We start from the raw sequence: 22,133 nt of genomic DNA, 5'->3' as shown, positions 1-22,133 counted from the left end.
CCATGCCGCTGCATCCCACCATCGCCCGCGTCACCGACCGTATCCGCGCCCGGTCCGAAGCCAGCCGCGGCACCTATCTGTCCCGGGTTGCCGCCGCCGTTGCCCAAGGCCCCGCCCGCGCGCATCTGAGCTGCGGCAACCAGGCCCATGCCTATGCCGCGATGGCCGCCGACAAACCCGCCCTGTCGGAAACCCGCGCCCCGAACATCGGCATCGTCACCGCCTATAACGACATGCTCTCGGCCCACCAGCCGTTCGAGACCTACCCCGACCGCATCCGCGCCACCGCGCGCCGCGCCGGGGCCACCGCCCAGGTGGCGGGCGGCGTGCCCGCCATGTGCGATGGTGTGACCCAGGGGCAGCCTGGCATGGAACTGTCGCTCTTCTCGCGCGATGTGATCGCGCTTTCCGCCGGCGTGGCCCTGTCGCACAACTGTTTCGACGCCGCCCTCTTCCTTGGCGTCTGTGACAAGATCGTGCCCGGCCTGATCATGGCCGCCGCCACCTTCGGCCATATCCCCAGCGTCTTTGTCCCCGCCGGCCCGATGACCAGCGGGATTCCGAACGATGAAAAATCCCGCGTCCGCAACGCCTTTGCCGAAGGCAAGGCCACGCGGGCCGAGCTGATGGCGGCGGAAATGGCCAGCTACCATGGCCCCGGCACCTGCACCTTCTACGGCACCGCCAACACCAACCAGATGCTGATGGAGGTGATGGGCCTGCACCTGCCTGGCGCCAGCTTCGTGAACCCCGGCACCCCCTTGCGCGATGCGCTGACCGAGGCTGCGGTGACCCGCGCCACCGAGATTACCGCGCTTGGCAACGACTTCCGCCCGGTGGGCGAGATTCTGGACGAACGCGCCTATGTCAACGGCATTGTCGGGCTGATGGCGACGGGCGGCTCGACCAACCTTGTCCTTCACCTGCCCGCCATGGCCCGCGCCTCGGGCGTGCTGCTGGACCTGCAGGATTTCGACGACCTGTCGCAAGCCGTGCCGCTGATGGCCAAGGTCTATCCGAACGGGCTGGCCGACGTGAACCATTTCCATGCGGCGGGCGGCCTGCCCTTCCTGATCGGGCAGCTTCTGGATGCGGGCCTGCTGCACCCCGATGCCAAGACCGTGGCCGGCGACGGCCTTGCAGCCTACCGGCAGGAACCGAAACTGACCGGGGGCCGGCTGGGCTGGTCCGACGGCCCCGCCACCACGCTGAACGACAAGATCCTGCGCCCCGCCTCCGATCCGTTCCAGCCCACCGGCGGGCTGACGCAACTGTCCGGCAACCTTGGCCGCGGCGTGATCAAGGTTTCGGCCGTCGCGCCCGAGCGTCACATCATCGAGGCCCCCGCCCGCGTCTTCCACAGCCAGGAGGCGGTAAAGGCCGCCTTCAAGGCCGGGGAATTCACCTCCGACACCGTGGTCGTGGTTCGCTTCCAGGGACCGCAGGCCAATGGGATGCCCGAACTGCATTCGCTGACCCCGACGCTCAGCGTCTTGCAGGACCGTGGCCTGCGCGTGGCGCTTGTGACAGACGGCCGGATGTCGGGTGCCAGCGGCAAGGTGCCCGCCGCGATCCACGTCTCGCCCGAAGCCGCCGCCGGCGGCCCGCTGGCCCGGCTGCGCGACGGTGACCGGGTGCGGCTTGACGCAACAACCGGCACGCTGACCTGCCTTGAACCCGGCTTCGACAGCCGCGCACCCGTCACCGCCGACCTTTCCGCCAATGCCCATGGCATCGGGCGCGAGCTGTTCGAAGCCTTCCGCCGCACTGTCGGCCCGGCCGAAACCGGCGCCTCGGTGGTCGTCTAGGCCCCCCCCGCCTTCGCCTCCGGCGGGGGGCGTTGTACCAGGATGAAATCCCGCAGCTTCATCTTGGACAAAATACCCCCGCCGGAGGCACCCGCCCTTTCAACCACCCCGCCGTCCGGGGACAGGAGACGACGATGACCCCTGCCGAACAATCGCAGAAAGCCGCCGAAATCTGTGCGCTTGCCCCCGTGGTGCCGGTGCTGGTGATCGACGATGCCGCCCAGGCCCGCCCGCTGGCCGAAGCCTTGGTCGCAGGCGGCCTGCCCGCGCTTGAGGTAACCCTACGCACCCCCGCCGCGCTGGACGCGATCCGCGCCATGGCGCAGGTGCCGGGCGGCGTGGTCGGCGCGGGCACCCTGCTGACCCCCGCCGATGTGCGCGCGGCCAAGGCGGCTGGCGCGCGGTTCGGCGTCTCTCCCGGCGCCACCGACCGGCTGATCGCCGCCTGCGAGGATGAAGGGCTGCCGCTGCTGCCCGGCGCGGTTACCGCCTCGGAAATCATGGCGCTGCTGGAACGCGGCTATACGGTGCAGAAGTTCTTTCCCGCCGAACAATCCGGCGGCGCGGCCTTCCTCAAGTCGATCGGCGCGCCGATCCCGCAGGTGCGGTTCTGCCCCACGGGCGGCATCTCGCTGAAGAACGCCCGCGATTATCTGGCGCTGAAGACCATCGCCTGTGTCGGCGGAAGCTGGGTCGCCCCGAAAGAGGCGCTGGCCGCCGGCAACTGGGCCGAAGTCACCCGTCTGGCCGCCGAAGCCGCCGCCCTGCCGCGCGGCTAAGCCGGCTTGCCCGCGCCGAAGACAAAGCACTTGTCGCGGCGGATCATCAGCCAGAACGCGGTGCCCGGCCCCGGCAGGAACACGCCCGGCACGCTGGCCGTCAGCCGTGATCCGTCAAAATCCATGCGGAACTCGACCAGGCTTTCGCGGCCCAGATAGCGCGCCCGCACCACCTCGCCCCGGGCGGCCATGCCGTCCTGAGGGGTGGGCAGCGGCCCGCGCCCGCCGCGGTCAAAGTCGATCTTCAGGTGCTGCGGCCGGATCACGATTTCCACCGCCGCGCCATCCGCATGGCCCGGCGTCAGGAAGGCGCCGAAGGCGGTTTCGGTCAGCGCGCCCCGGGACATGCCACGGATCACGTTGACATCGCTGAAGAAAGCCGCCGCCGCCTTGTCCACCGGCGCGTTATAGACGTTGTAGGGCGCGCCCTTCTGCACGATGCGCCCGCCCCGCATCAGCGCGATTTCATCGGCCATCCGCATCGCCTCGTCCGGCTCATGCGTGACCAGCACCACGCCGGCGCCTTCTTCCTTGAGGATGTCCAGCGTCACATCGCGGATGCCGTCGCGCAGCCGGTTGTCCAGGCCCGAGAACGGTTCATCCATCAGCATCACGCCGGGCCGCGGGGCCAACGCCCGGGCCAGCGCCACGCGCTGCTGTTCGCCGCCCGACAACTGGTGCGGATGCTTGGGGCCGAAGCCGGTCAGGTTCACCCGCTCCAGCAATTCATCCACACGTCGCGCGCGGGCGGCCTTGTCGCCGCCCAGGCCGAAGGCCACGTTGCCCGCCACCGTCAGATGCGGGAACAGCGCGAAGTCCTGGAACATCAACCCGACGCCGCGCTTCTCGGGCGGCAGGTGCAGCCCCGGGCCGGCCATCGCCACGCCGTCGATGCGGACGGTGCCCGCCTCCAGCCGCTCGACCCCGGCAATCATCCGCAGCGTGGTGGATTTCCCACAGCCAGACGGGCCCAGCAGGCAGGTGACCTGCCCCGGCGCCACACTGAAACTGACGCCATCCACCACCGGGCGCCCGCCGAAGGCGCGGGTCAGGCCCTGAACCTCAAGACGGGGGGCGCGGGCGTCGGGCATGATTTCCTTCCTGAAACAGTCAGGAACGCGGATAGCAGCCGCGCCGCGCCCCCGCAACCCGGCGCTACATCGACAGGTTGGTCGCGCCGCCGTCCAGCAGGATGTTCTGCCCCACGATGAAACCGGCATGTTGCGAACACAGGAAGGCACAGGCCGCCCCGAATTCCTCGGGCGTGCCGTAGCGCCCGGCGGGAATGGTCGCCATACGTTCGGCCTGTGCGGCCTCGTAACTGATGCCCTTGGCCTTGACCACGCCCTGATCCAGCGCCACCGCGCGGTCGGTCGCATGGATGCCGGGCAGAAGGTTGTTGATCGTCACACCCTTGCCCGCCACCTGCCGCGCCGTTCCGGCGACAAAGCCGGTCAGCCCGGCCCGCGCCGAGTTTGACAGCCCCAGCACCCCGACCGGCGCCTTGACCGAGACCGAGGTGATATTGACCACCCGCCCCCAGCCGCGCGCCATCATGCCCGGCAGCACCGCCTGCATCAGCGCGATCGGCGTCAGCATGTTGGCATCCAGCGCCTTGATGAAATCCTCGCGATCCCAGTCCGACCACATTCCCGGCGGCGGGCCACCGGCATTGGTGACCAGAATGTCCACCTGCGGCCCGGCTGCCGCCAGCACCGCCGCGCGCCCGGCTTCCGTGGTGATGTCGGCCGCCACGGCGGTGACCGAAACCCCGGCCGCGCGCAGATCGGCCGCTGTCGCCTCCAGCGCCTCGGGGCCGCGGGCACAGATCACCAGATCAACCCCCGCCACCGCCAGCGCCTCGGCGCAGCCGCGCCCCAGGCCCCTGGACGCCGCACAGACGATTCCCTTCCGTCCGTTGATCCCGAGATCCATCTTCACCTCCTGCATGTATTTCGCCCGGCAACTTCGCGCGCAAGTTACCAATGTGGCCGGAATTGCCTTCCCCCGTCCACAGTCTGGCCGCATCTAGCCGATATCTTGTCCGGGTTCGCAAGCATCGGATAGACCTTCGTGCTACAACTGACGATAAGACATGATTACCAAGTGCAGCAGTGACATGACATCCGATCACAGTCTTCCCCTTCCAGGCCAGGCCTGCCAGATCTTTGCTGCGGATGATCTTTTCGTGTCATCCGGGGTGAATGGTGGCGATGCGCTTGGCTTGCCGGATGAAGTTCTGACGGGCGACATCTACGCGCTGGACGACATGGCCCGCCCGCTGCTTCTGCGCATCACCTCGCCGCAGCCCGGCGAAGAGGTGCAGGTTGCCGACGGATCGTCGGTCGGCACCCGCGGTGACACGGTCCGCCTGCTGGCCAGCTATACGATGATGTCCCCCGATGGCGACCGGACCGAACTTCTTCTGCTGTCCGTGTCCGGCGGGCTTTATGCCCTGCCGCTGTCGCCCGTCATCGCGCAAACCGATTATACGCTGATCAAGGTCGAAACCGCGCCCGAACAGACCCGGCTTGCCGATGTGATGGCGCTGTCCTTCGGCCGCGGAACCCGCATCACCCTGGCCAACGGCCATCAGGTCGCGGTTGAAAAGCTGCGGCCCGGCGCCATGATCCTGACGCGCGACCACGGCCCCCAACCCCTGCGCTATGTCGGGCGGGCCACGCTGCGCGCCACCGGCGTCTTTGCGCCGGTGATCATTCCCCAGGGCGTTCTGGGCAATTCCGGGGCGCTGGTCGTCAGCCAGCAGCACAGGATGTTCCTTTATCAGCGCCGCCGGTTGCCGGGGATTCCGATGTCGGAACTTCTGGTGCAGGCCCGTGACCTGGTTGATCAGGAAACCGTCTTCATCCGCGACGGCGGCTTTGTCGACTGGTTCAGCCTGATCTTCGACCGGCACGAGATCATTTACGCCGAGGGGATTCCCGCTGAAAGCCTGATGGTGAATGACGCCACCGTCAGCCGCCTGCCCCCCGCCGTTGCGCAAGAGGTGCGCCGGCAGTTCCCGGAACTGGCCCATGTGCAGCGGTTCGGCACCGAAGCGGGCCGGCAGTTTCTGGAAGCGATTGGCCCCGCCACCCTGTTCCGCAAGCCGCGCCAGCGCCGCGACCCGGCGGCAGCGGCCCCGTTGATGGGGCTGGACAAGACGGTTGCGGGAAATCCCCGGCCCGCGCCCATGACGCCCCCCGATGACCGGGACGGGAATTCGGCCGCAAGCTGAGGGGCGGCACCCGCCCCCTGCTGACGCCCCCTAGCCGATCAGCAACGATCCCAGCAGATGCAGGTTCAGGCCGATGATCGTCACCGCGATCAGCGCCGCAACCGCAGTCAGCCAGCGCGGCGCCACCATGTCGCCCATCTTGGCCTTGCTGGCGGTGAACATCACCAACGGCACGATGGCAAAGGGCAACTGGAAGCTGAGAACGACCTGGCTCAGGATCAGCAGCTTGCCCGTCTCGCTGGCGCCCCAGATCAGGATCACCACCAGCGCCGGCACGATGGCCACCGACCGGGTGATCAGCCGCCGCAGCGCCGGGCTGATGCGGAAGACGATGAACCCCTCCATCACGATCTGCCCGGCCATGGTGGCCGTCACCGTGGCGTTCAGCCCGCAGGCCAGCAGCGCCACCCCGAACAGCGTCGGGGCCAGCGATCCGCCCAACAGCGGCGACAACAGCGCATGGGCCTGGTCGATCTCGACAATCTCGTGGTTGCCGCTGGCATGGAAGGTTGCGGCGGCCAGGATCAGGATCGAGGCATTGATCAACAGCGCCAGCATCAGCGCGATGGTGCTGTCCCATGTCGCATGGCGCAGCGCCTCGTGCCGGCTGGCCGGGTCGGCGCCCCAGGCACGGGTCTGCACGATGCCGGAATGAAGATACAGGTTATGCGGCATCACCGTGGCGCCGATGATGCCAAGCGCGATATACAGCATGTCGGGGTTGCGCAGGATCTCGACCGAAGGGGCAAAGCCCCGGATCACCGCGTTCCAGTCCGGGTCGGCCATGGCGATCTGCACCAGGAAACAGGCCGCGATCACGCCCAGCAGGGCAATCACCACCGCCTCGACCTTGCGGAAACCACGGTTCTGCAACCACAGGATCAGGAACACATCGCCTGCCGTCAGGAAGATGCCGATCTCCAGCGGAATACCGAACAGCAGGTTCAGGCCGATGGCGGTGCCGATAACCTCGGCCAGATCGGTGGCGATGATCGCCGCCTCGGCAAACAGCCACAACGGCACCGAAATCCAGCGCGGATAGGCATCGCGGCAGGCCTGCGCCAGATCGCGGCCCGATCCGATGGCCAGCCGCGCGCACAGGGATTGCAGCAGGATCGCCATGATGTTCGACAAAAGCGCAACCGACAGCAGCGCGTAGCCGAACTTCGCCCCCCCTGCCAGCGAGGTGGCCCAGTTGCCGGGGTCCATGTACCCCACCGCAACAAGGTAGCCCGGCCCGACAAAGGCCATGAACCGCCGCAACCGCGATGTGCCCCTGGGCACGACGATCGAGCCGAACACTTCGGAGAGCGAGGGCGCGGTGCGCTCCTGGCGCCAGGCAGGCGGAGCTTCGGGATTGGACATGACGGCCTAGATGCAAATGATTTGCATTAGCAATAGACCTGCCCCCGTCCCCGGTCAAGCCTGATTGCGGGCCGCCGTGGGACGCGAACGGGGCCGAAAACTCAGGCCAAATCCCCCCCGTGGACGGAAGGCCCGCTTTGGGATATGAGCCGCGCCATGCCCAGCAATGCCGCCCCCCTTCCGCCCGAAATCGCCCGCCGCCGGACCTTTGCGATCATCTCGCACCCCGACGCCGGCAAGACCACGCTGACCGAAAAGTTCCTGCTGTTCGGCGGCGCCATCCAGATGGCCGGCCAAGTCCGCGCCAAGGGCGACGCCCGGCGCACCCGGTCTGACTTCATGAAGATGGAACAGGAACGTGGCATCTCGGTCTCGGCCTCGGCCATGAGCTTCGATTTCCGCCAGTTCCGCTTCAATCTGGTGGACACCCCCGGTCACAGCGACTTTTCCGAAGACACCTACCGCACGCTGACGGCGGTGGACGCGGCGGTCATGGTGATTGACGGCGCCAAGGGCGTGGAATCCCAGACCCGCAAGCTGTTCGAGGTCTGCCGCCTGCGCGACCTGCCGATCCTGACCTTCTGCAACAAGATGGACCGCGAAAGCCGCGACGTTTTCGAGATCATCGACGAGATTCAGGAAAACCTTGCCATCGACGTGACGCCGGCCTCCTGGCCCATCGGTCAAGGCCGCGATTTCATCGGGGCTTATGACATCCTGCATGACCGGCTGGAAATCATGGACCGCGCCGACCGCAACAAGGTGGCGGAATCGATCCAGATCACCGGACTGGACGACCCGAAACTGTCGGATCACGTCCCCGCCGACCTGCTGGCCAAGCTGCGCGAAGATCTGGAAATGGCCCGCGAACTGCTGCCCGCCTTTGACCGCGAGCAGTTCCTGCACGGCGCCATGACGCCAATCTGGTTCGGCAGCGCCATCAACAGCTTCGGCGTCAAGGAACTGATGGACGGCATCGGCGAATACGGCCCCGAGCCGCAGCCGCAAAAGGCCGCCGAACGCCAGATCAGCGCCGAGGAAGGCCCGGTCACCGGCTTCGTCTTCAAGGTGCAGGCCAACATGGACCCCAAGCACCGCGACCGGGTGGCCTTCGTCCGCCTTGCCTCGGGCCATTTCGAACGCGGAATGAAGCTGTTTCATGTCCGGTCGAAAAAGCCGATGGCGGTGTCGAACCCTGTCCTCTTTCTGGCCGCCGACCGCGAACTGGCGGAAGAGGCCTGGGCCGGCGACATCATCGGCATCCCGAACCATGGCCAGTTGCGCATCGGCGATGCGCTGACCGAAGGCGAGGCGCTGCGCTTCACCGGCATCCCCAGCTTTGCGCCGGAACTGCTGCAATCCATCCGCGCGCTGGACCCGATGAAGGCCAAGCATCTGGAAAAGGCCCTGACCCAGTTCGCCGAGGAAGGCGCGGCCAAGGTGTTCAAGCCGATGATCAGCTCTGGCTATATCGTCGGCGTCGTCGGCGCCCTGCAGTTCGAGGTGCTGGCCAGCCGGATCGAACAGGAATACGCCCTGCCCGTCCGTTTTGAAGGGTCGAACTTCACCTCCGCGCGCTGGATTTCCGGCGACAAGGCGGAAATCGAGAAACTGGTCAACGTCAACAAGCAGCACATCGCCACCGACAGCGACGGCGATCTGGTGTTTCTGACCCGCCTGCAATGGGACATCGACCGCGTGCTGCGCGATTACCCCGGGGTGCGGCTGACGGCGACCAAGGAAATGATGGTCTGATCCGCCCGAAGGCGGTTCAGCCCCCCGGCCGTTCTTGACCCATGGGCAGACCGGCCATACCTTTTTCAAAGGTCAGCCCCGGCTTGCGGCGCGTGACACGGCATCGTCAAGGAGGCGGTCCCATTCCCACCTATGCTGACGCCCCGGACGAATTGATCGCGATCTGGAACAAGCGGCGCGAACCGCTGAGGGCCGGACGGCACGAAGGCCTGCCGCCGCTGGATACCGATCTTCGCGCGCTGGCCATGGCCGTGGTGCCTGAAGGCGAAACCCTGCCGCTCCGCGCCTCGCCCCATGCGCGCAAACGGTTCGAGGTGCGGCGCGATCTGGTGGGCAAAAGCGAACTTGCCGCCCTGAACGCGCTGCTGATCGCCCATCTGCGCAAGCAAAGCTACCCCGACCACGCGCCGCAACTGTTCCGTCGAATCTGGATGGAAGAGGCCGATCACCTGTTGCAGGAACTGTCGTCGCGCTGGCTGATCTCATCGGCCATCACCTTTGGCGACCATGGCGAAACCGAAGCGCAACGGCGCATCGGTCTGGCGATGAATGTGCTGTTTTCGCAGATGAAACTGTATGAATTCGAGCGGGTTCATTCCGGCGTGCCCGCCGATCAGCCGTTTCGGCCACGGCCCGGCGTCAAGCAGATCCTGCCGATGGACCTGCCGGGGTTCGCGCTTCTGTCCGGCGGGCTGGACATCAACCTGCTGGCCCAGATCTGGTCGATGGCTCTGGAAGAACCGATTGCCGGGCGGCTGGCCTGTCACCTGCTGGACAAGCTGAACGACGACCCCCGCTCGCTGTTCCGCCGCATTTCCCTGATGCGGGCCGATCTGATCGCGCGCCGCGCTGCCAAGGCCGCCGGGCAGGCAGACTGACAGCCACTCGCCCCGGTCAAGGACACCCTGCCCCTCCGGCCACGCAACTTGACCGAAAGCCGGCTTTCCTGTATCGCCCGATCAGGCCCTTTACGGCCTGAATCCGCGGGGCGCCCGGAAGTTGCGTCCCATTACCCCCGTGCGGGGCCAGCCCCCGCATCTGACAGGACGCTGATGACCAAATTCTCCGACCTCGCGCTTGACCCGCGCGTGCTGCAAGCCGTCACGGAATCGGGCTATGAAACGCCGACTCCGATCCAGGCCCAGGCCATTCCCGAAGCTCTGAAGGGCCGTGACGTGCTGGGTATTGCCCAGACCGGCACCGGCAAGACCGCCAGCTTCACCCTGCCGATGATCACGCTGCTGGGCCAGGGCCGGGCGCGGGCGCGGATGCCGCGCAGCCTTGTGCTGGCGCCGACGCGCGAACTGGCGGCCCAGGTGGCCGAAAGTTTCGACACCTACGCCAAGCACACCAAGCTGACCAAGGCCCTGCTGATTGGCGGCGTTGCCTTCGGCGAACAGGACAAGCTGATCGACCGTGGCGTCGATGTGCTGATCGCCACCCCCGGCCGTCTGCTGGACCATTTCGAACGCGGCAAACTTCTGCTGACCGGCGTTCAGATCATGGTGGTCGATGAGGCCGACCGGATGCTGGACATGGGCTTCATCCCCGACATCGAGCGCATCTTCCAACTGACGCCCTTCACCCGTCAGACGATGTTCTACAGCGCCACCATGGCGCCCGAGATCGAGCGGATCACCAACACCTTCCTGACCAACCCCGCCCGCGTCGAGGTTGCCCGTCAGGCCACCACCAGCGAGACGATCGAACAGAAGCTGATCGCCTTTGCCCCCAGCCGCAAGGACCGCAGCTTTGCCGAAAAGCGCGCCGTTCTGCGCGCGCTGATCAAGGCCGAGGGCGAGGCCTGCACCAACGGCATCGTGTTCTGCAACCGCAAGATGGATGTGGACGTTGTGGCCAAATCGCTGAAGTCGCACGGCTTCAACGCCGCGCCGATCCATGGCGACCTTGACCAGTCGCAGCGCACCCGCACGCTGGATGCGTTCCGCGATGGCAGCCTGCATATTCTGGTGGCCTCGGATGTGGCTGCGCGCGGGCTGGACATTCCGGCGGTCAGCCATGTGTTCAACTTCGACGTGCCCTCGCACCCCGAGGATTACGTCCACCGCATCGGCCGCACCGGCCGGGCCGGCCGTCTGGGCAAGGCCTACACCATCTCGGTGCCGATGGATGACAAGTATCTCAAGGCCATCGAAAGCCTTGTGAAGATGGAAATCCCGCGCGGCGAACTGCCCGAAGGGCTGGATCTGGCCGAAGCCGGCACCGACCGACCGCGTGAGGAACGTAGCCCGCGCGGCCGTGGCGACCGTGACCGCAGCCGTGGCCGGGGTGAGCGGTCGGGTGAGCGTGAGCGGAGCGAGCGCAAGCCGCGCTTCGAGGCCGAAACCGTGGCCGCCGAACCCGCCGAGCCCGTCGCCGTCGTGGCCGAGGCCCCTGCCCGCCCCGAGCGCAACGAAGAGCCGCGCGCCGAACGCCGTGAACCGCGCGACCGGCGCGACCGCAAGGACGACCGGCGCGAGGATCGTCGGGACGACCGCCGCGACCGCCGGGATGAGGGCGGTTCGGTGCGCGGCATGGGCGACCATGTTCCCGAATTCATCCTGCGCAGCTTCAAGATTGCCGCACCGTCGCCGGAAACCGCCGAAGACGAAGCCCCGGCCGACGCCGAAAGCTGAGATCAGATTGCAGCACGAAATGAAACGGGGGCCTTTCGGCCCCCGTTTTTCATTCCTCGATCAGCCGGCTGACGACGACCGTCACCTCTGGCTTCTTGCCGATCTCCTCCATGGTGACCTGGCGAACGACCTTGCGGATTTCCTCATCCATCTTGCCGTCATCCTTGAGCGTCTTGCGCCCGGCACGGCCCATCCAGTCGGCCAGATCGGATTCAAGGGTTTCGTTCAGCAGCCGGTCGCCACGGCCGCGGTCGGTCAGGCCCATGATCTCGACCCAGGGTTCGCCCATCGGCTGATCCTTCTCGTCCAGGATCACCGTCACCAGCACATGCCCGTTCAGGGCCATGCGGATACGGTCGCGCACCACGCCATCCATGGCGCCGATCTGCACCGAGCCGTCCAGATAGACGCGCCCGGTCTCGATCCGCTCGGCCACCACCGGCACATCGCCGGTCAGGTTCAGCATCATGCCATTGGTGGCCACCATGCCGGCAATGCCGGCCTCGGTGGCGATGCGGACATGTTCCGTCAGGTGGCGGTGTTCGCCATGCACCGGGATCAGCATGTCGGGCAGCAACGTGCGGTGGACATGTTCCAGATCGGGCCGGTTGGCATGGCCCGAGACGTGGTAAAGCCCGTCGGTATCGTCATGCACCGTGACGCCCATCTCTGAAAACGCATTCCAGATGTGGATCACGCTGCGTTCGTTGCCCGGAATGGTGCGGCTGGAAAACAGGAAGCTGTCGCCCTGCCGCATCTCGAAGCCCAGATACTTGCCGCGCGACAGGGCCGCGCTGGCCGCACGGCGTTCGCCCTGGCTGCCGGTCACCAGCAGCATCAGGTTGCGGCGCGGAATTTCCAGCGCCTCTTCGGGCGTCACGATGCGGGGAAAGCCGTTCAGCACCCCCGCCTCTTCTGACGCCGCCAGCATCCGCTTCATCGACCGGCCCAACACGCAGATTGACCGATCGGCGGCGCGGCCAGCCTGCGCCAGCGTCTTCAGCCGTGCCACGTTCGACCCGAAGGTGGTGGCGACGAACATCCCCGGCGCTTCCGAAATCAGCTTGGCCAGCGGTTCGGCCAGCGTCGCCTCGGACCGGCCGGGGTGGTTCGAGAATACGTTGGTGCTGTCGCAGGTCAGCACCTTGACCGGCGCCTCGGCGGCGATGCCGGCCCACATCGCATCATCCCAGCCCTCGCCCACCACGGGGGTGCGGTCGATCTTGAAATCGCCGGAATGGACGATCCGCCCCGCGGGCGTGTCAATGATCAGACCCGAGCTTTCGGGAATGGAATGGCTGACCGGCACGAACTGCACCTTGAACGGCCCTGCGGTCACGGTTGCGGGCCGCGGTTCGACGGTGACCACCGCATCAACCGGCAACCCGGCCTCTTCCAGCTTCAGCCGGCCGATGGTGGCGGTGAAGCGGCGGGCATAGACCTTCTTCTTGCCAAGCTGCGGCCACATCAGTGCCAGCGCCCCGATATGGTCTTCGTGGGCATGGGTGATGAAGATCGCCTCCAGCCGGTCAACCCGTGCCGCCAGCCAGGAAATGTCGGGCAGGATCAGGTCAACCCCCGGTGCGCCGTCCATATCGGGGAAGGTCACGCCCATGTCGACCAGGATCAGCCGCTCCTTGCCGGGCGGACCATAGCCGAACACATAGGCGTTCATGCCGATCTCGCCGGCACCCCCGAGGGGAAGATAGATCAGCCGGTCCTTGCTCATGCCGTTTCCTTGTTGAAGTCGTTGATCAGGACCAGCCCGTGCATTGTCAGGTCGTCCTCGATGGAATGGAACAGGTCGGTGCCCTGCGCGAAAAGAGAGGCGAGGCCGCCGGTGGCGATCACCTTCGATGGCCGCGGGCGTTCCTTGCGGACCTCGCGCACGATGCCTTCGACAAGCCCCACATAGCCCCAATACACGCCGGATTGCATACAGGCCACCGTATTCGTGCCGATCACATGGCCGGGCTTGGCCACGTCGATATGCGGCAGGGCGGCGGCGGCCATGTGCAGCGCCTCAAGCGACAGGTTGACGCCGGGCGCGATCACCCCGCCGACATAGGCGCCGTCGTGATCCACCACGTCAAAGGTCGTGGCGGTGCCGAAGTCCACAACGATCAGGTCGCCGCCATGGCGGTCATGGCCGGCCACGGTATTGACCAGCCGGTCGGGGCCGACCGTGGTGCCCTGATCCACCCGGGGCGGCACCGGCAGCCGACATTCCGGCTTGCCCACCACCAGCGGGCGGCAGTCGAAATAGCGGTTGCACAGAACACGCAGATTGAACACCACCCGCGGCACGGTGCTGCTGATGATCGCCTCGGTGATTGTGGTTTCCAGCTTGGTCAGCATCATCAGCGACGACAGCCAGACGAAATATTCATCGGCGGTGCGCTTGTGGTCGGTGGCAATGCGCCAGGTCGCCAGAAAGCGCGTGCCGTCCCAGATGGAAAAGACGGTATTGGTATTGCCGCAGTCGATGGCCAGAAGCATCACGCTCTCTCCCTTGCCACGCTAGAAGAACACTTCGGCCGCGGGAATCGCAACCGGGCCTGCGGCCATGCGAAGGATCAGGTTGCCATCGGTGTCGATGGTCTCGAACAGGCCTTCGCGGGTTTCGTTGCCGGTGCGGGCGCGGATGGGTTCGCCCAGCCGGGCCGCATGGGCCAGAAAGGCCGTGCGCAGGGGGGCAAAGCCTTCGGCCGCGAACCGCGCCTCCCACCCGGCATAGGCGGCGGCCAGCGCGTCAAGGAAATGCTCTGGCGTGATCCGCAGCCCGGTTTCCGACAGAAGCGACACCGGCGTCACCGCCCCCGGTTCAACCGCACCCACCGGCGGCGCGCCGATCAGGTTGACGCCGATGCCGATGCACAGCACCGGACCTTGCGCTTCCAGCAGGATGCCGGCGACCTTGCCGCCGTTCAGCAGCACGTCGTTCGGCCATTTCAGCGAAAACACCTGCGGCAGCCCGGTCAGCGCGGCAAAGGCATCGCGCAGCGCCAGCGCGGCGGCAAAGCTGCGCAGCGCGGCGCGGGCGGGCGGGTCGGTGTGGCGCAACACCAGCGTGCCGTAGAAGTTGCCGGGCGGGCTGGCCCAGGGCCGTGCCCGCCGCCCCCGGCCCGCGCTTTGTTCGCGCGCCAGAATCCACAAGGGCCCCGTCAGATGCGGGGCCCTGCGGAAGCCTTCGGCGTTGGTGGAGTCGACCGTCTCCAGCAGCACCCGGCCGGCGGGGGCGTCAGCGGACAAGCGCTTCCGCCGCCACCTGGGCCACGGGCTCAAGCCCGAACAGGTTGACGATCCCGGCCAGCATGATGACCGCCACCGCAACCAGCATCGCCCATTGCACCGGCGCCATGCGGCTGTCGGCGGGTTCCTGATCGGCACCGAAATACATGAAGTAGACGATGCGCAGGTAGTAGAAGGCCCCGATCACCGAGGCCACGGCCCCGGCCAGCGCCAGCCAGACCATATCGGCATCGACCGCCGCCTTCAGCACATAGAACTTCCCGAAGAAGCCCACCATCGGCGGCACCCCCGCCAGGCTGAACAGCAGCACCAGCATGGCCAGCGCCTTCAGCGGTTCCTTCTTCGAGAACATGTTGAGGCTGGCAATGTCGGACACCGGGCGACCGTCGCGTTCCAGCGACAGGATGAAGGCAAAGGTGCCGACGTTCATGGTGACATAGATCACCATGTAGATCAGCATCGCCTGCACCCCTTCGACCGTGCCCACGGCAAGGCCGATCAGCGCATAGCCCATATGGGCGATCGAGGAATAGGCCATCAGGCGCTTGATATCCTTCTGCCCGATGGCGGCAATCGCGCCAAGGAACATCGAGGCCACGGCCAGACCGGCCAGCATCTGCCCCCAGTCGCCCGGAATGGCGCCGAAGGCATCGAACACAACCCGCGCGATTAGCGCCATGGCGGCAACCTTGGGCGCGGTGGCGAAGAAGGCGGTCACCGGGGTCGGGCTGCCCTCATAGACATCGGGCGTCCACATGTGGAAGGGCACGGCCGAGATCTTGAAGGCCAGACCGGCAATCACGAAGACCAGACCGAACAGCAGCCCCAGCGGTGCCGCCTCACCCTGAAGCGACGCCAGGATGCCGGCAAAGGCCGTGGTACCGGCAAAGCCATAGGCAAGCGACGCGCCATAAAGCAGCAGCCCCGATGACAGCGCCCCAAGGATGAAGTATTTCAGCCCCGCCTCGGTGGATTTCAGGCTGTCGCGGCGCAGCGCGGCCAACACATAAAGCGCCAGCGATTGCAGCTCCAGCGCCATATACAGCGACATCAGATCGCTGGCGCTGACCATCAGCAGCATACCCAGAACGGCCAGCGAGGCCAGAACCGGATATTCGAACCGAAGGATTCCGGTCCGGCTCATGTAGTCCTGCGCCATGATCAGCACGGCGGCGGCAGAGATGAGGATGGTCACCTTCGCGAAGCGGGCAAAGGCATCGTCGATGAACAGCGTGCCGAAGGCCGTGCGCTCGCCCTGCCCGGCCAGACCGATCCACAGCGCCAGCGCGGCCATCAGCCCCGCCGTCGCCCAGACCAGCGGCACCGCCACGCGGTCCTTGCCGGTATAGACCCCGAACATCAGCGCGGCGATGGCCCAAAGCGCAAGGACCACCTCGGGCAGGACGGTTTGAAAATCACTGGGTGTCATGCTCGGTCCTCAGTTCATCGCCACGGCGCCGGCCCCGGCCTCAGCCTGGACAGCTTCGTGGTAATCGGCAACCAGGGCAGCTACCGACGGGCCGATGACATCGGTCACCGCCGCCGGATAGACACCCAGGATCAGGGTCATGGCCACAAGCGGCGCAAAGATCGCCTTCTCGCGGCCGGTCATGTCGGTGATGCTCTTCAGGGCTTCCTTGATCAGCTCGCCAAAGACAACGCGGCGATACAGCCACAGCGCATAGGCCGCCGACAGGATCACGCCCGTGGTCGCCACGGCCGCCACCCAGGTATTGACCTGGAAGATGCCCACCAGCGTCAGGAATTCACCGATGAATCCGCTGGTGCCGGGCAGGCCCACGTTGGCCATGGTGAAGAACATGAAGATCAGCGCATAGGTCGGCATCCGGTTCACAAGGCCGCCATAGGCGTCGATCTCGCGGGTGTGCATCCGGTCGTAGATCACGCCGACACACAGGAACAGCGCGCCCGAGATGAAGCCGTGGCTCAGCATCTGGAAGATGGCGCCGTCAATGCCCTGCTGGTTGGCCGCGAAGATGCCCATGGTGACATAGCCCATGTGCGCGACCGACGAATAGGCGATCAGCTTCTTCATGTCCGACTGCGCCAGCGCGACAAGGCTGGTGTAGACGATGGCGATGGCGCTCATCCAGAACACCAGCCCCGACAGATGGTCGCTTGCCACCGGGAACATCGGCAGGCTGAAGCGCAGGAAGCCATAGCCGCCCATCTTCAGCATCACCGCCGCCAGCACCACCGACCCTGCGGTCGGGGCCTGAACGTGGGCGTCGGGCAACCAGGTGTGCACCGGCCACATCGGCATCTTCACCGCGAAGCTGGCGAAGAAGGCCAGCCACAGCAGCGTCTGCATCCCGCCGATGATCTGGAAGCCCGCCACCGAGATCGTTTCGGAAGCGAAGGTGTGATCCATCAGCTTCACGATGTCGGTGGTGCCGGCATCCATGTACATGGCGATCATCGCCACCAGCATCAGCACCGAGCCGAGGAAGGTGTAGAGGAAGAACTTGAACGCCGCATAGATGCGTTCCTTGCCGCCCCAGATACCGATGATCAGGAACATCGGGATCAGGCCCGCCTCGAAGAACAGGTAGAACAGCACCAGATCCAGCGCGCAGAACACGCCCAGCATCAGGCTTTCCAGCACAAGGAAGGCGATCATGTATTCCTTGACGCGCTTGTCCACCTCCCAGGCGGACCAGATCACCAGGGGCATCAGGAAGGTGGTCAGCATCACGAACAGGATCGAGATGCCGTCCACGCCCATCTTGTAGGTCAGACCCAGGATCCAGGTCCGTTCAACCACGAACTGGAAGCCGGTGTTCGAAGGATCGAACTCCAGCACCAGGAAGATCGAGGCGAGGAAGGTCGCCAGCGTGGCAAAAAGGGCCAGACGCTTGGCGCCCATCTGCGCGGCATGGTCATCGCCGCGCATGAACAGCGCCATTATGGCGGCCGCGACCAGCGGCAGGAAGGTGATGATCGAGAGAAGTTGCTGTGCCATTGATCCCGCGCCCTTACCTGGCGCCGCCGTAAAGGGTCATCCAGGTGACGAGGACAACGATCCCCAGCACCATCGCGAAGGCGTAGTGGAAGATGTATCCCGACTGCGCCCTCCCCGCGAGGCGGGTGAAGAAGGGAATGATCCCCATCGCCACCCCGTTGATCGTGCCGTCGATCAGATCGCCGTCGCCCCGCTTCCACAGGAACCGCCCGATGAACTTGGCTGGCTGCACGAAAAGACGGTCGTAAAGCTCGTCGAAGTACCACTTGTTCAGCAGGAATTCGTAGAGCGGACGCTGCGCCCGCGCCAGACGCGCCGGCAGGCCGGGGCTGGCGATGTAGAACAGCCAGGACAGGCCCAGACCGATCACCATCGCGACGAAGGGAGAGACCTTCACCCAGGTCGGCGCTTCATGCGCGGCATGGATCACATGGTTGTCCGGCCCGATGAAGATGGCGCCCTTGGGCGCGGCGCCCGCAACCGCAGCCACCGCCTCATGGCCGGCCTCGGCCTCGGTTGCCACGACTGCGCCTTCCGCCGGGGCGGTGGCATGATCCGCCGCCTCGCCTTCGGTCGCCGCATGGCCGGCATCCGTGCCTTCGGTCGTTGCGGCGGCGTGGTCGGTTCCGTGTTCGGTGCCATGAACGGCCGCAGCCTCCATGCCGAACCAGCCGCGCAACTTGGCTTCGTCGCCGAAGAACACGTTGTACCACAGCATCCCCGAGAACATCGCGCCAAGCGCCAGCACCCCCAGCGGGACCAGCATCACCGCCGGGCTTTCGTGCGGCTCGTGGCCGTGGTCGTCATGCCCGTGGTCGCCATGCCCCTGCGCGGCGCGACCATGGCCATGGTCATGGCCCTGCGCCCGGCTGGTGCCGAAGAAGGTCAGGAACATCAGCCGCCAGCTATAGAAGCTGGTGAAGCAGGCCGCCACAACCAGCAGCCAGAAGGCATACATGCTGCCGCCGCCCCAGGCGCTTTCGATCACGGCATCCTTCGACAGGAAGCCGGCAAAGCCCCAATGCGTCAGCGGGATGCCCACGCCGGTGATGGCCAGTGTGCCGATCAGCATCGCCCAGAAGGTCAGCGGGATCTTCTTCCGCAAGCCCCCGTAATTGCGCATGTCCTGTTCATGGTGCGTGGCATGGATCACCGAACCGGCCCCCAGGAACAGCATCGCCTTGAAGAAGGCGTGGGTGAACAGGTGGAACATCGCTACCGAATAGACGCCCGAGCCCGCCGCCACGAACATGTAGCCAAGCTGCGAACAGGTCGAATAAGCGATCACGCGCTTGATGTCGTTCTGCACCAGACCCACCGTCGCCGCGAAGAAGGCGGTGGTGGCGCCGACGATCACGATCATCGTCTTGGCATCCGGCGCGTATTCATAAAGCGGCGACATCCGGCAAACGAGGAAGACCCCCGCCGTCACCATGGTCGCGGCGTGGATCAGCGCCGACACCGGGGTCGGGCCTTCCATCGCGTCGGGCAGCCAGGTGTGCAGCCCAAGCTGCGCCGACTTGCCCATGGCCCCGATGAACAGCAGCACGCCAATCAGGTTGGCCGCGTTCCATTCCCGCCACAGGAAGGTAAGGTTGGTTTCCGCCAGCGCCGGCGCGGCGGCGAACACGTCGTCGAACCGGATCGAGTCGGTCAGGAAGAAGATCGCCATGATGCCAAGGGCAAAGCCGAAGTCGCCCACCCGGTTCACCACGAAGGCCTTGATCGCGGCCGCATTGGCCGAAGGCTTGCGGTAGTAGAACCCGATCAGCAGGTAGGACGCGACGCCCACCCCTTCCCAGCCGAAGAACATCTGCACCAGGTTGTCGCTGGTGACCAGCATCAGCATCGCGAAGGTGAAGAACGACAGATAGGCAAAGAAGCGGGCCTTGTAATGCTCGCCCTCGTGCCAGTTGTCGTCATGCGCCATGTAGCCGAAGCTGTAGAGGTGGACCAGCGCCGAGACCGAGTTCACCACGACCAGCATGATCGCGGTCAGCCGGTCCAGCCGGATCGCCCATTCGGTCTGCAGCGTGCCAGACTGGATCCAGTCCAGCAGCACGATATGCCGGGTTTCGCCGTCAAAGGTCAGGAAGATGACCCAGCTCAGGGCAGCGGCCAGGAAGACCAGCGAGGTGGTCAGCACCTGACCGGCCTTCTCGCCGATGATCCGCCAGCCGAAGCCGCAGAGGATGGCCCCGATCAGAGGCGCAAAAAGAATGATCGTGGCCATTACTCAGCCCTGCCTTGACTGGAGGCGCAGCGGTCGGACCCGCAGCGCGTCGATTGGAATTCCTGTGCCGCAACCGTGCCACGCTCGCCGCAGGTCTCGCATTCGAGATCGACCATCCGGCCCTGCACCGCCGTGACCCGCAGCCCGAAGGCGTTGCGGTCCCCTACCCTTGCGACCATGCCCTCAACCCTTCATCACGTTCACGTCTTCCACGTCGATCGTCCCGCGGTTGCGGTTGAACACGACAAGGATGGCCAGGCCGATGGCGGCCTCGGCCGCGGCGACCGTCAGCACGAACAGGGTGAAGACCTGCCCCACCATATCGCCCAGATGCACCGAGAAGGCGACGAGGTTCAGGTTGACCGACAGCAGCATCAGTTCGATCGACATCAGGATGACGATCACGTTCTTCCGGTTCAGGAAGATCCCGAAGATCCCGATCACGAACAGCGCCGCGGCGACTGTCAGGTAATGTTCAAGTCCCACCATCTCTCGTTCCCTCCGGGTCTTTTGCCCGTTGTCGTTCCTCTGGGCCGGTCGGCCCGAACCGTTGCGGCAGCCTTGCGGCGTGGGCTTACAGCCCCTGCCCCGGCTTCACGTCCTTCAGTTCCATCGCCTTGGCCGGGTCGCGCCACATCTGTTGCAGCACGTTCTGCCGCTTGATGTCCTTGCGGTGGCGCAGCGTCAGCAGGATCGCCCCGATCATGGCAACCAGCAGGATCAGCCCGGCGATCTGGAACAGGAAGCCGTATTTGTCATAAAGGATCAGCCCCAGCGCGCGGGCATTGTCCACGCCATGCGGCGCCGGCGCATCGCGCAGGCCAAGGGCCCCGTCCGCCTCGACCCAGGCGCCGATGCCAAGGCTGATCTGGATGATCAGCACCACACCGATCAGCAATGCAAGCGGCATGGCGCGGCTGATCTCGCCCTTCAGCGCGGCAAAGTCCACGTCCAGCATCATCACCACGAACAGGAACAGCACCGCGACCGCGCCGACATAGACGATCATCACCAGCATGGCGACGAATTCGGCCCCCATCAGCACCATCAGACCGGCGGCGCCCAGGAAGGACAGGATCATCCACAGCACCGAATGCACCGGGTTGCGGCTGATGGTCAGCATCAGCCCCGCCACCACCGTCACCACGGCAAAGGCGTAGAATGCGATATCGGCAACGCTCATGACGTTCCTTCCTTCTTTTCGGCAAAGACCGATTGGGCGGTCTCCAGCGCCTTCTGCATGGCGGGCAGGCCGCCGAACATGCTCATCTGCCAGATCACTTCCGCGATCTCGCGTTCCGTCGCCCCCGCTTCCAGCGCGTGGCGCACCGTCATGCGGATCTGCGGCTCGCCCTGCGCGCCCAGAACCGTCAGCGCCGCCAGCGTGACCAGAAGCCGGGTCTTGGCATCCAGCCCTTCGCGGTTGAAGGTCTTGCCGAACCACATTTCCAGCATGTCCTTCGACATGGTGGGAAACATCTTGTCCAGACCGCTGACGTTCATGTTCTCAAGCGCAGGATTGAAGGCGCGCAGCATTTCCTGCCCGCTTTCCATCATCTGCTGGAACATTCTGGTATAGGCGTCGGTCATCGGTAGGGCGCATCCAGTTCAAGGTTGCGGGCGATCTCGGCTTCCCAGCGGGCGCCGTTCTCCAGCAGCTTTTCCTTGGTGTAGAACAGCTCTTCGCGGGTCTCGGTCGAAAACTCGAAGTTCGGGCCTTCGACGATGGCGTCCACCGGGCAGGCTTCCTGACAGAAGCCGCAGTAGATGCACTTGGTCATGTCGATGTCATAGCGCGTGGTGCGGCGGCTGCCGTCCTCGCGCGGTTCGGCGTCGATGGTGATGGCCTGCGCCGGGCAGACCGCCTCGCACAGCTTGCAGGCGATGCAGCGTTCCTCGCCGTTGGGATAGCGGCGCAGCGCGTGTTCCCCGCGGAACCGGGGCGACAGCGGCCCCTTTTCATGCGGATAGTTCAGCGTGGTCTTCGGCGCGAAGAAGTATTTCATCCCCAGGGCAAAGCCCTTGATGAAATCCGTCATCAGGAAGTAGCGGGTGGCGCGGTTCCAGTCGATGTTGGCCATTGG

At 65.7% G+C, this 22,133-nt stretch carries 19 protein-coding genes; 6 read left to right on the top strand and 13 right to left on the bottom strand.

What is annotated here, in order from left to right:
* Positions 1-2: 2 nt before the first annotated feature.
* Together edd and C5F44_RS08095 are read left to right on the top strand one after the other, a co-directional pair.
* On the top strand, positions 3-1,808 hold the full coding sequence (edd, locus tag C5F44_RS08100) for a phosphogluconate dehydratase (RefSeq protein WP_107673012.1): 1,806 nt from the start codon (positions 3-5) through the stop codon (positions 1,806-1,808).
* Between the two features lie 134 nt (positions 1,809-1,942).
* Positions 1,943-2,587, top strand: coding sequence for a bifunctional 4-hydroxy-2-oxoglutarate aldolase/2-dehydro-3-deoxy-phosphogluconate aldolase (locus tag C5F44_RS08095; RefSeq protein ID WP_107673011.1), 645 nt, complete (start codon positions 1,943-1,945; stop codon positions 2,585-2,587).
* On the opposite strand, the gene C5F44_RS08090 is transcribed toward C5F44_RS08095, so the two are convergent.
* Entirely contained in the window at positions 2,584-3,678 is a 1,095-nt protein-coding gene (locus tag C5F44_RS08090; RefSeq protein ID WP_107673010.1) for an ABC transporter ATP-binding protein, read from the bottom strand. The genes C5F44_RS08095 and C5F44_RS08090 overlap by 4 nt on opposite strands.
* A gap of 64 nt (positions 3,679-3,742) precedes the next feature.
* A complete protein-coding gene (locus C5F44_RS08085) occupies positions 3,743-4,522 on the bottom strand; it encodes an SDR family oxidoreductase (protein WP_107673123.1) in 780 nt (259 codons plus the stop codon).
* Between the two features lie 253 nt (positions 4,523-4,775).
* Here C5F44_RS08085 and C5F44_RS08080 point away from each other — a divergent pair, with 253 nt between their 5' ends.
* Positions 4,776-5,825, top strand: a complete 1,050-nt coding sequence (locus C5F44_RS08080; RefSeq protein ID WP_228156775.1) for a Hint domain-containing protein — start codon at positions 4,776-4,778, stop codon at positions 5,823-5,825.
* 30 nt (positions 5,826-5,855) lie between these two features.
* Here C5F44_RS08080 and C5F44_RS08075 read toward each other — a convergent pair whose 3' ends face one another.
* Positions 5,856-7,190 carry an Nramp family divalent metal transporter gene (locus tag C5F44_RS08075; protein ID WP_107673008.1) on the bottom strand — a complete coding sequence of 445 codons (1,335 nt, stop codon included), beginning with the start codon at positions 7,188-7,190 and terminating at the stop codon, positions 5,856-5,858.
* Positions 7,191-7,346: 156 nt separating this feature from the next.
* Here C5F44_RS08075 and C5F44_RS08070 point away from each other — a divergent pair, with 156 nt between their 5' ends.
* The 3 genes from C5F44_RS08070 to C5F44_RS08060 all read left to right on the top strand — a co-directional run bounded on the left by C5F44_RS08070 (position 7,347) and on the right by C5F44_RS08060 (position 11,581).
* Positions 7,347-8,945 (top strand): peptide chain release factor 3, encoded by a 1,599-nt coding sequence (locus tag C5F44_RS08070; RefSeq protein WP_107673122.1) that lies wholly within the window; start codon positions 7,347-7,349, stop codon positions 8,943-8,945.
* A 152-nt stretch (positions 8,946-9,097) separates the two neighbouring features.
* Positions 9,098-9,823, top strand: a complete 726-nt coding sequence (locus C5F44_RS08065) for a hypothetical protein (protein ID WP_107673007.1) — start codon at positions 9,098-9,100, stop codon at positions 9,821-9,823.
* A gap of 174 nt (positions 9,824-9,997) precedes the next feature.
* Entirely contained in the window at positions 9,998-11,581 is a 1,584-nt protein-coding gene (locus tag C5F44_RS08060) for a DEAD/DEAH box helicase (protein WP_107673006.1), read from the top strand.
* Between the two features lie 49 nt (positions 11,582-11,630).
* Here C5F44_RS08060 and C5F44_RS08055 read toward each other — a convergent pair whose 3' ends face one another.
* The 10 genes from C5F44_RS08055 to nuoI all read right to left on the bottom strand — a co-directional run bounded on the left by C5F44_RS08055 (position 11,631) and on the right by nuoI (position 22,130).
* A complete protein-coding gene (locus tag C5F44_RS08055; protein WP_107673005.1) occupies positions 11,631-13,310 on the bottom strand; it encodes a ribonuclease J in 1,680 nt (559 codons plus the stop codon).
* Complete coding sequence (locus C5F44_RS08050) at positions 13,307-14,080, bottom strand: type III pantothenate kinase (protein ID WP_107673004.1); 774 nt, start codon at positions 14,078-14,080, stop codon at positions 13,307-13,309. Before C5F44_RS08050 ends, C5F44_RS08055 begins: the two co-directional genes overlap by 4 nt.
* A gap of 21 nt (positions 14,081-14,101) precedes the next feature.
* Positions 14,102-14,833 (bottom strand): biotin--[acetyl-CoA-carboxylase] ligase, encoded by a 732-nt coding sequence (locus C5F44_RS08045; protein WP_107673003.1) that lies wholly within the window; start codon positions 14,831-14,833, stop codon positions 14,102-14,104.
* Entirely contained in the window at positions 14,823-16,262 is a 1,440-nt protein-coding gene (gene nuoN / locus C5F44_RS08040; protein WP_107673002.1) for an NADH-quinone oxidoreductase subunit NuoN, read from the bottom strand. Before nuoN ends, C5F44_RS08045 begins: the two co-directional genes overlap by 11 nt.
* A gap of 9 nt (positions 16,263-16,271) precedes the next feature.
* Complete coding sequence (locus C5F44_RS08035) at positions 16,272-17,816, bottom strand: NADH-quinone oxidoreductase subunit M (protein WP_107673001.1); 1,545 nt, start codon at positions 17,814-17,816, stop codon at positions 16,272-16,274.
* Positions 17,817-17,829: 13 nt separating this feature from the next.
* Positions 17,830-20,049 (bottom strand): NADH-quinone oxidoreductase subunit L, encoded by a 2,220-nt coding sequence (gene nuoL, locus C5F44_RS08030; protein WP_107673000.1) that lies wholly within the window; start codon positions 20,047-20,049, stop codon positions 17,830-17,832.
* Positions 20,050-20,232: 183 nt separating this feature from the next.
* Positions 20,233-20,538 carry an NADH-quinone oxidoreductase subunit NuoK gene (gene nuoK / locus C5F44_RS08020; protein ID WP_107672998.1) on the bottom strand — a complete coding sequence of 102 codons (306 nt, stop codon included), beginning with the start codon at positions 20,536-20,538 and terminating at the stop codon, positions 20,233-20,235.
* Positions 20,539-20,623: 85 nt separating this feature from the next.
* A complete protein-coding gene (locus C5F44_RS08015) occupies positions 20,624-21,232 on the bottom strand; it encodes an NADH-quinone oxidoreductase subunit J (RefSeq protein WP_107672997.1) in 609 nt (202 codons plus the stop codon).
* The gene (locus C5F44_RS08010; RefSeq protein WP_107672996.1) at positions 21,229-21,639 is read right to left on the bottom strand and encodes a carboxymuconolactone decarboxylase family protein; all 411 of its coding nucleotides are present in this window, start codon (positions 21,637-21,639) and stop codon (positions 21,229-21,231) included. The genes C5F44_RS08015 and C5F44_RS08010 overlap by 4 nt, the downstream gene beginning before the upstream one ends.
* Positions 21,636-22,130, bottom strand: a complete 495-nt coding sequence (nuoI, locus tag C5F44_RS08005; protein ID WP_107672995.1) for an NADH-quinone oxidoreductase subunit NuoI — start codon at positions 22,128-22,130, stop codon at positions 21,636-21,638. Before nuoI ends, C5F44_RS08010 begins: the two co-directional genes overlap by 4 nt.
* Positions 22,131-22,133 lie beyond the last annotated feature (3 nt).

Source organism: Fuscovulum blasticum DSM 2131 (genome assembly GCF_003034965.1).
GTDB lineage: Bacteria > Pseudomonadota > Alphaproteobacteria > Rhodobacterales > Rhodobacteraceae > Pseudogemmobacter > Pseudogemmobacter blasticus.
Note: the sequence above shows the minus strand (reverse complement) of the source record. Positions and strands in the feature narration are given on the sequence as shown.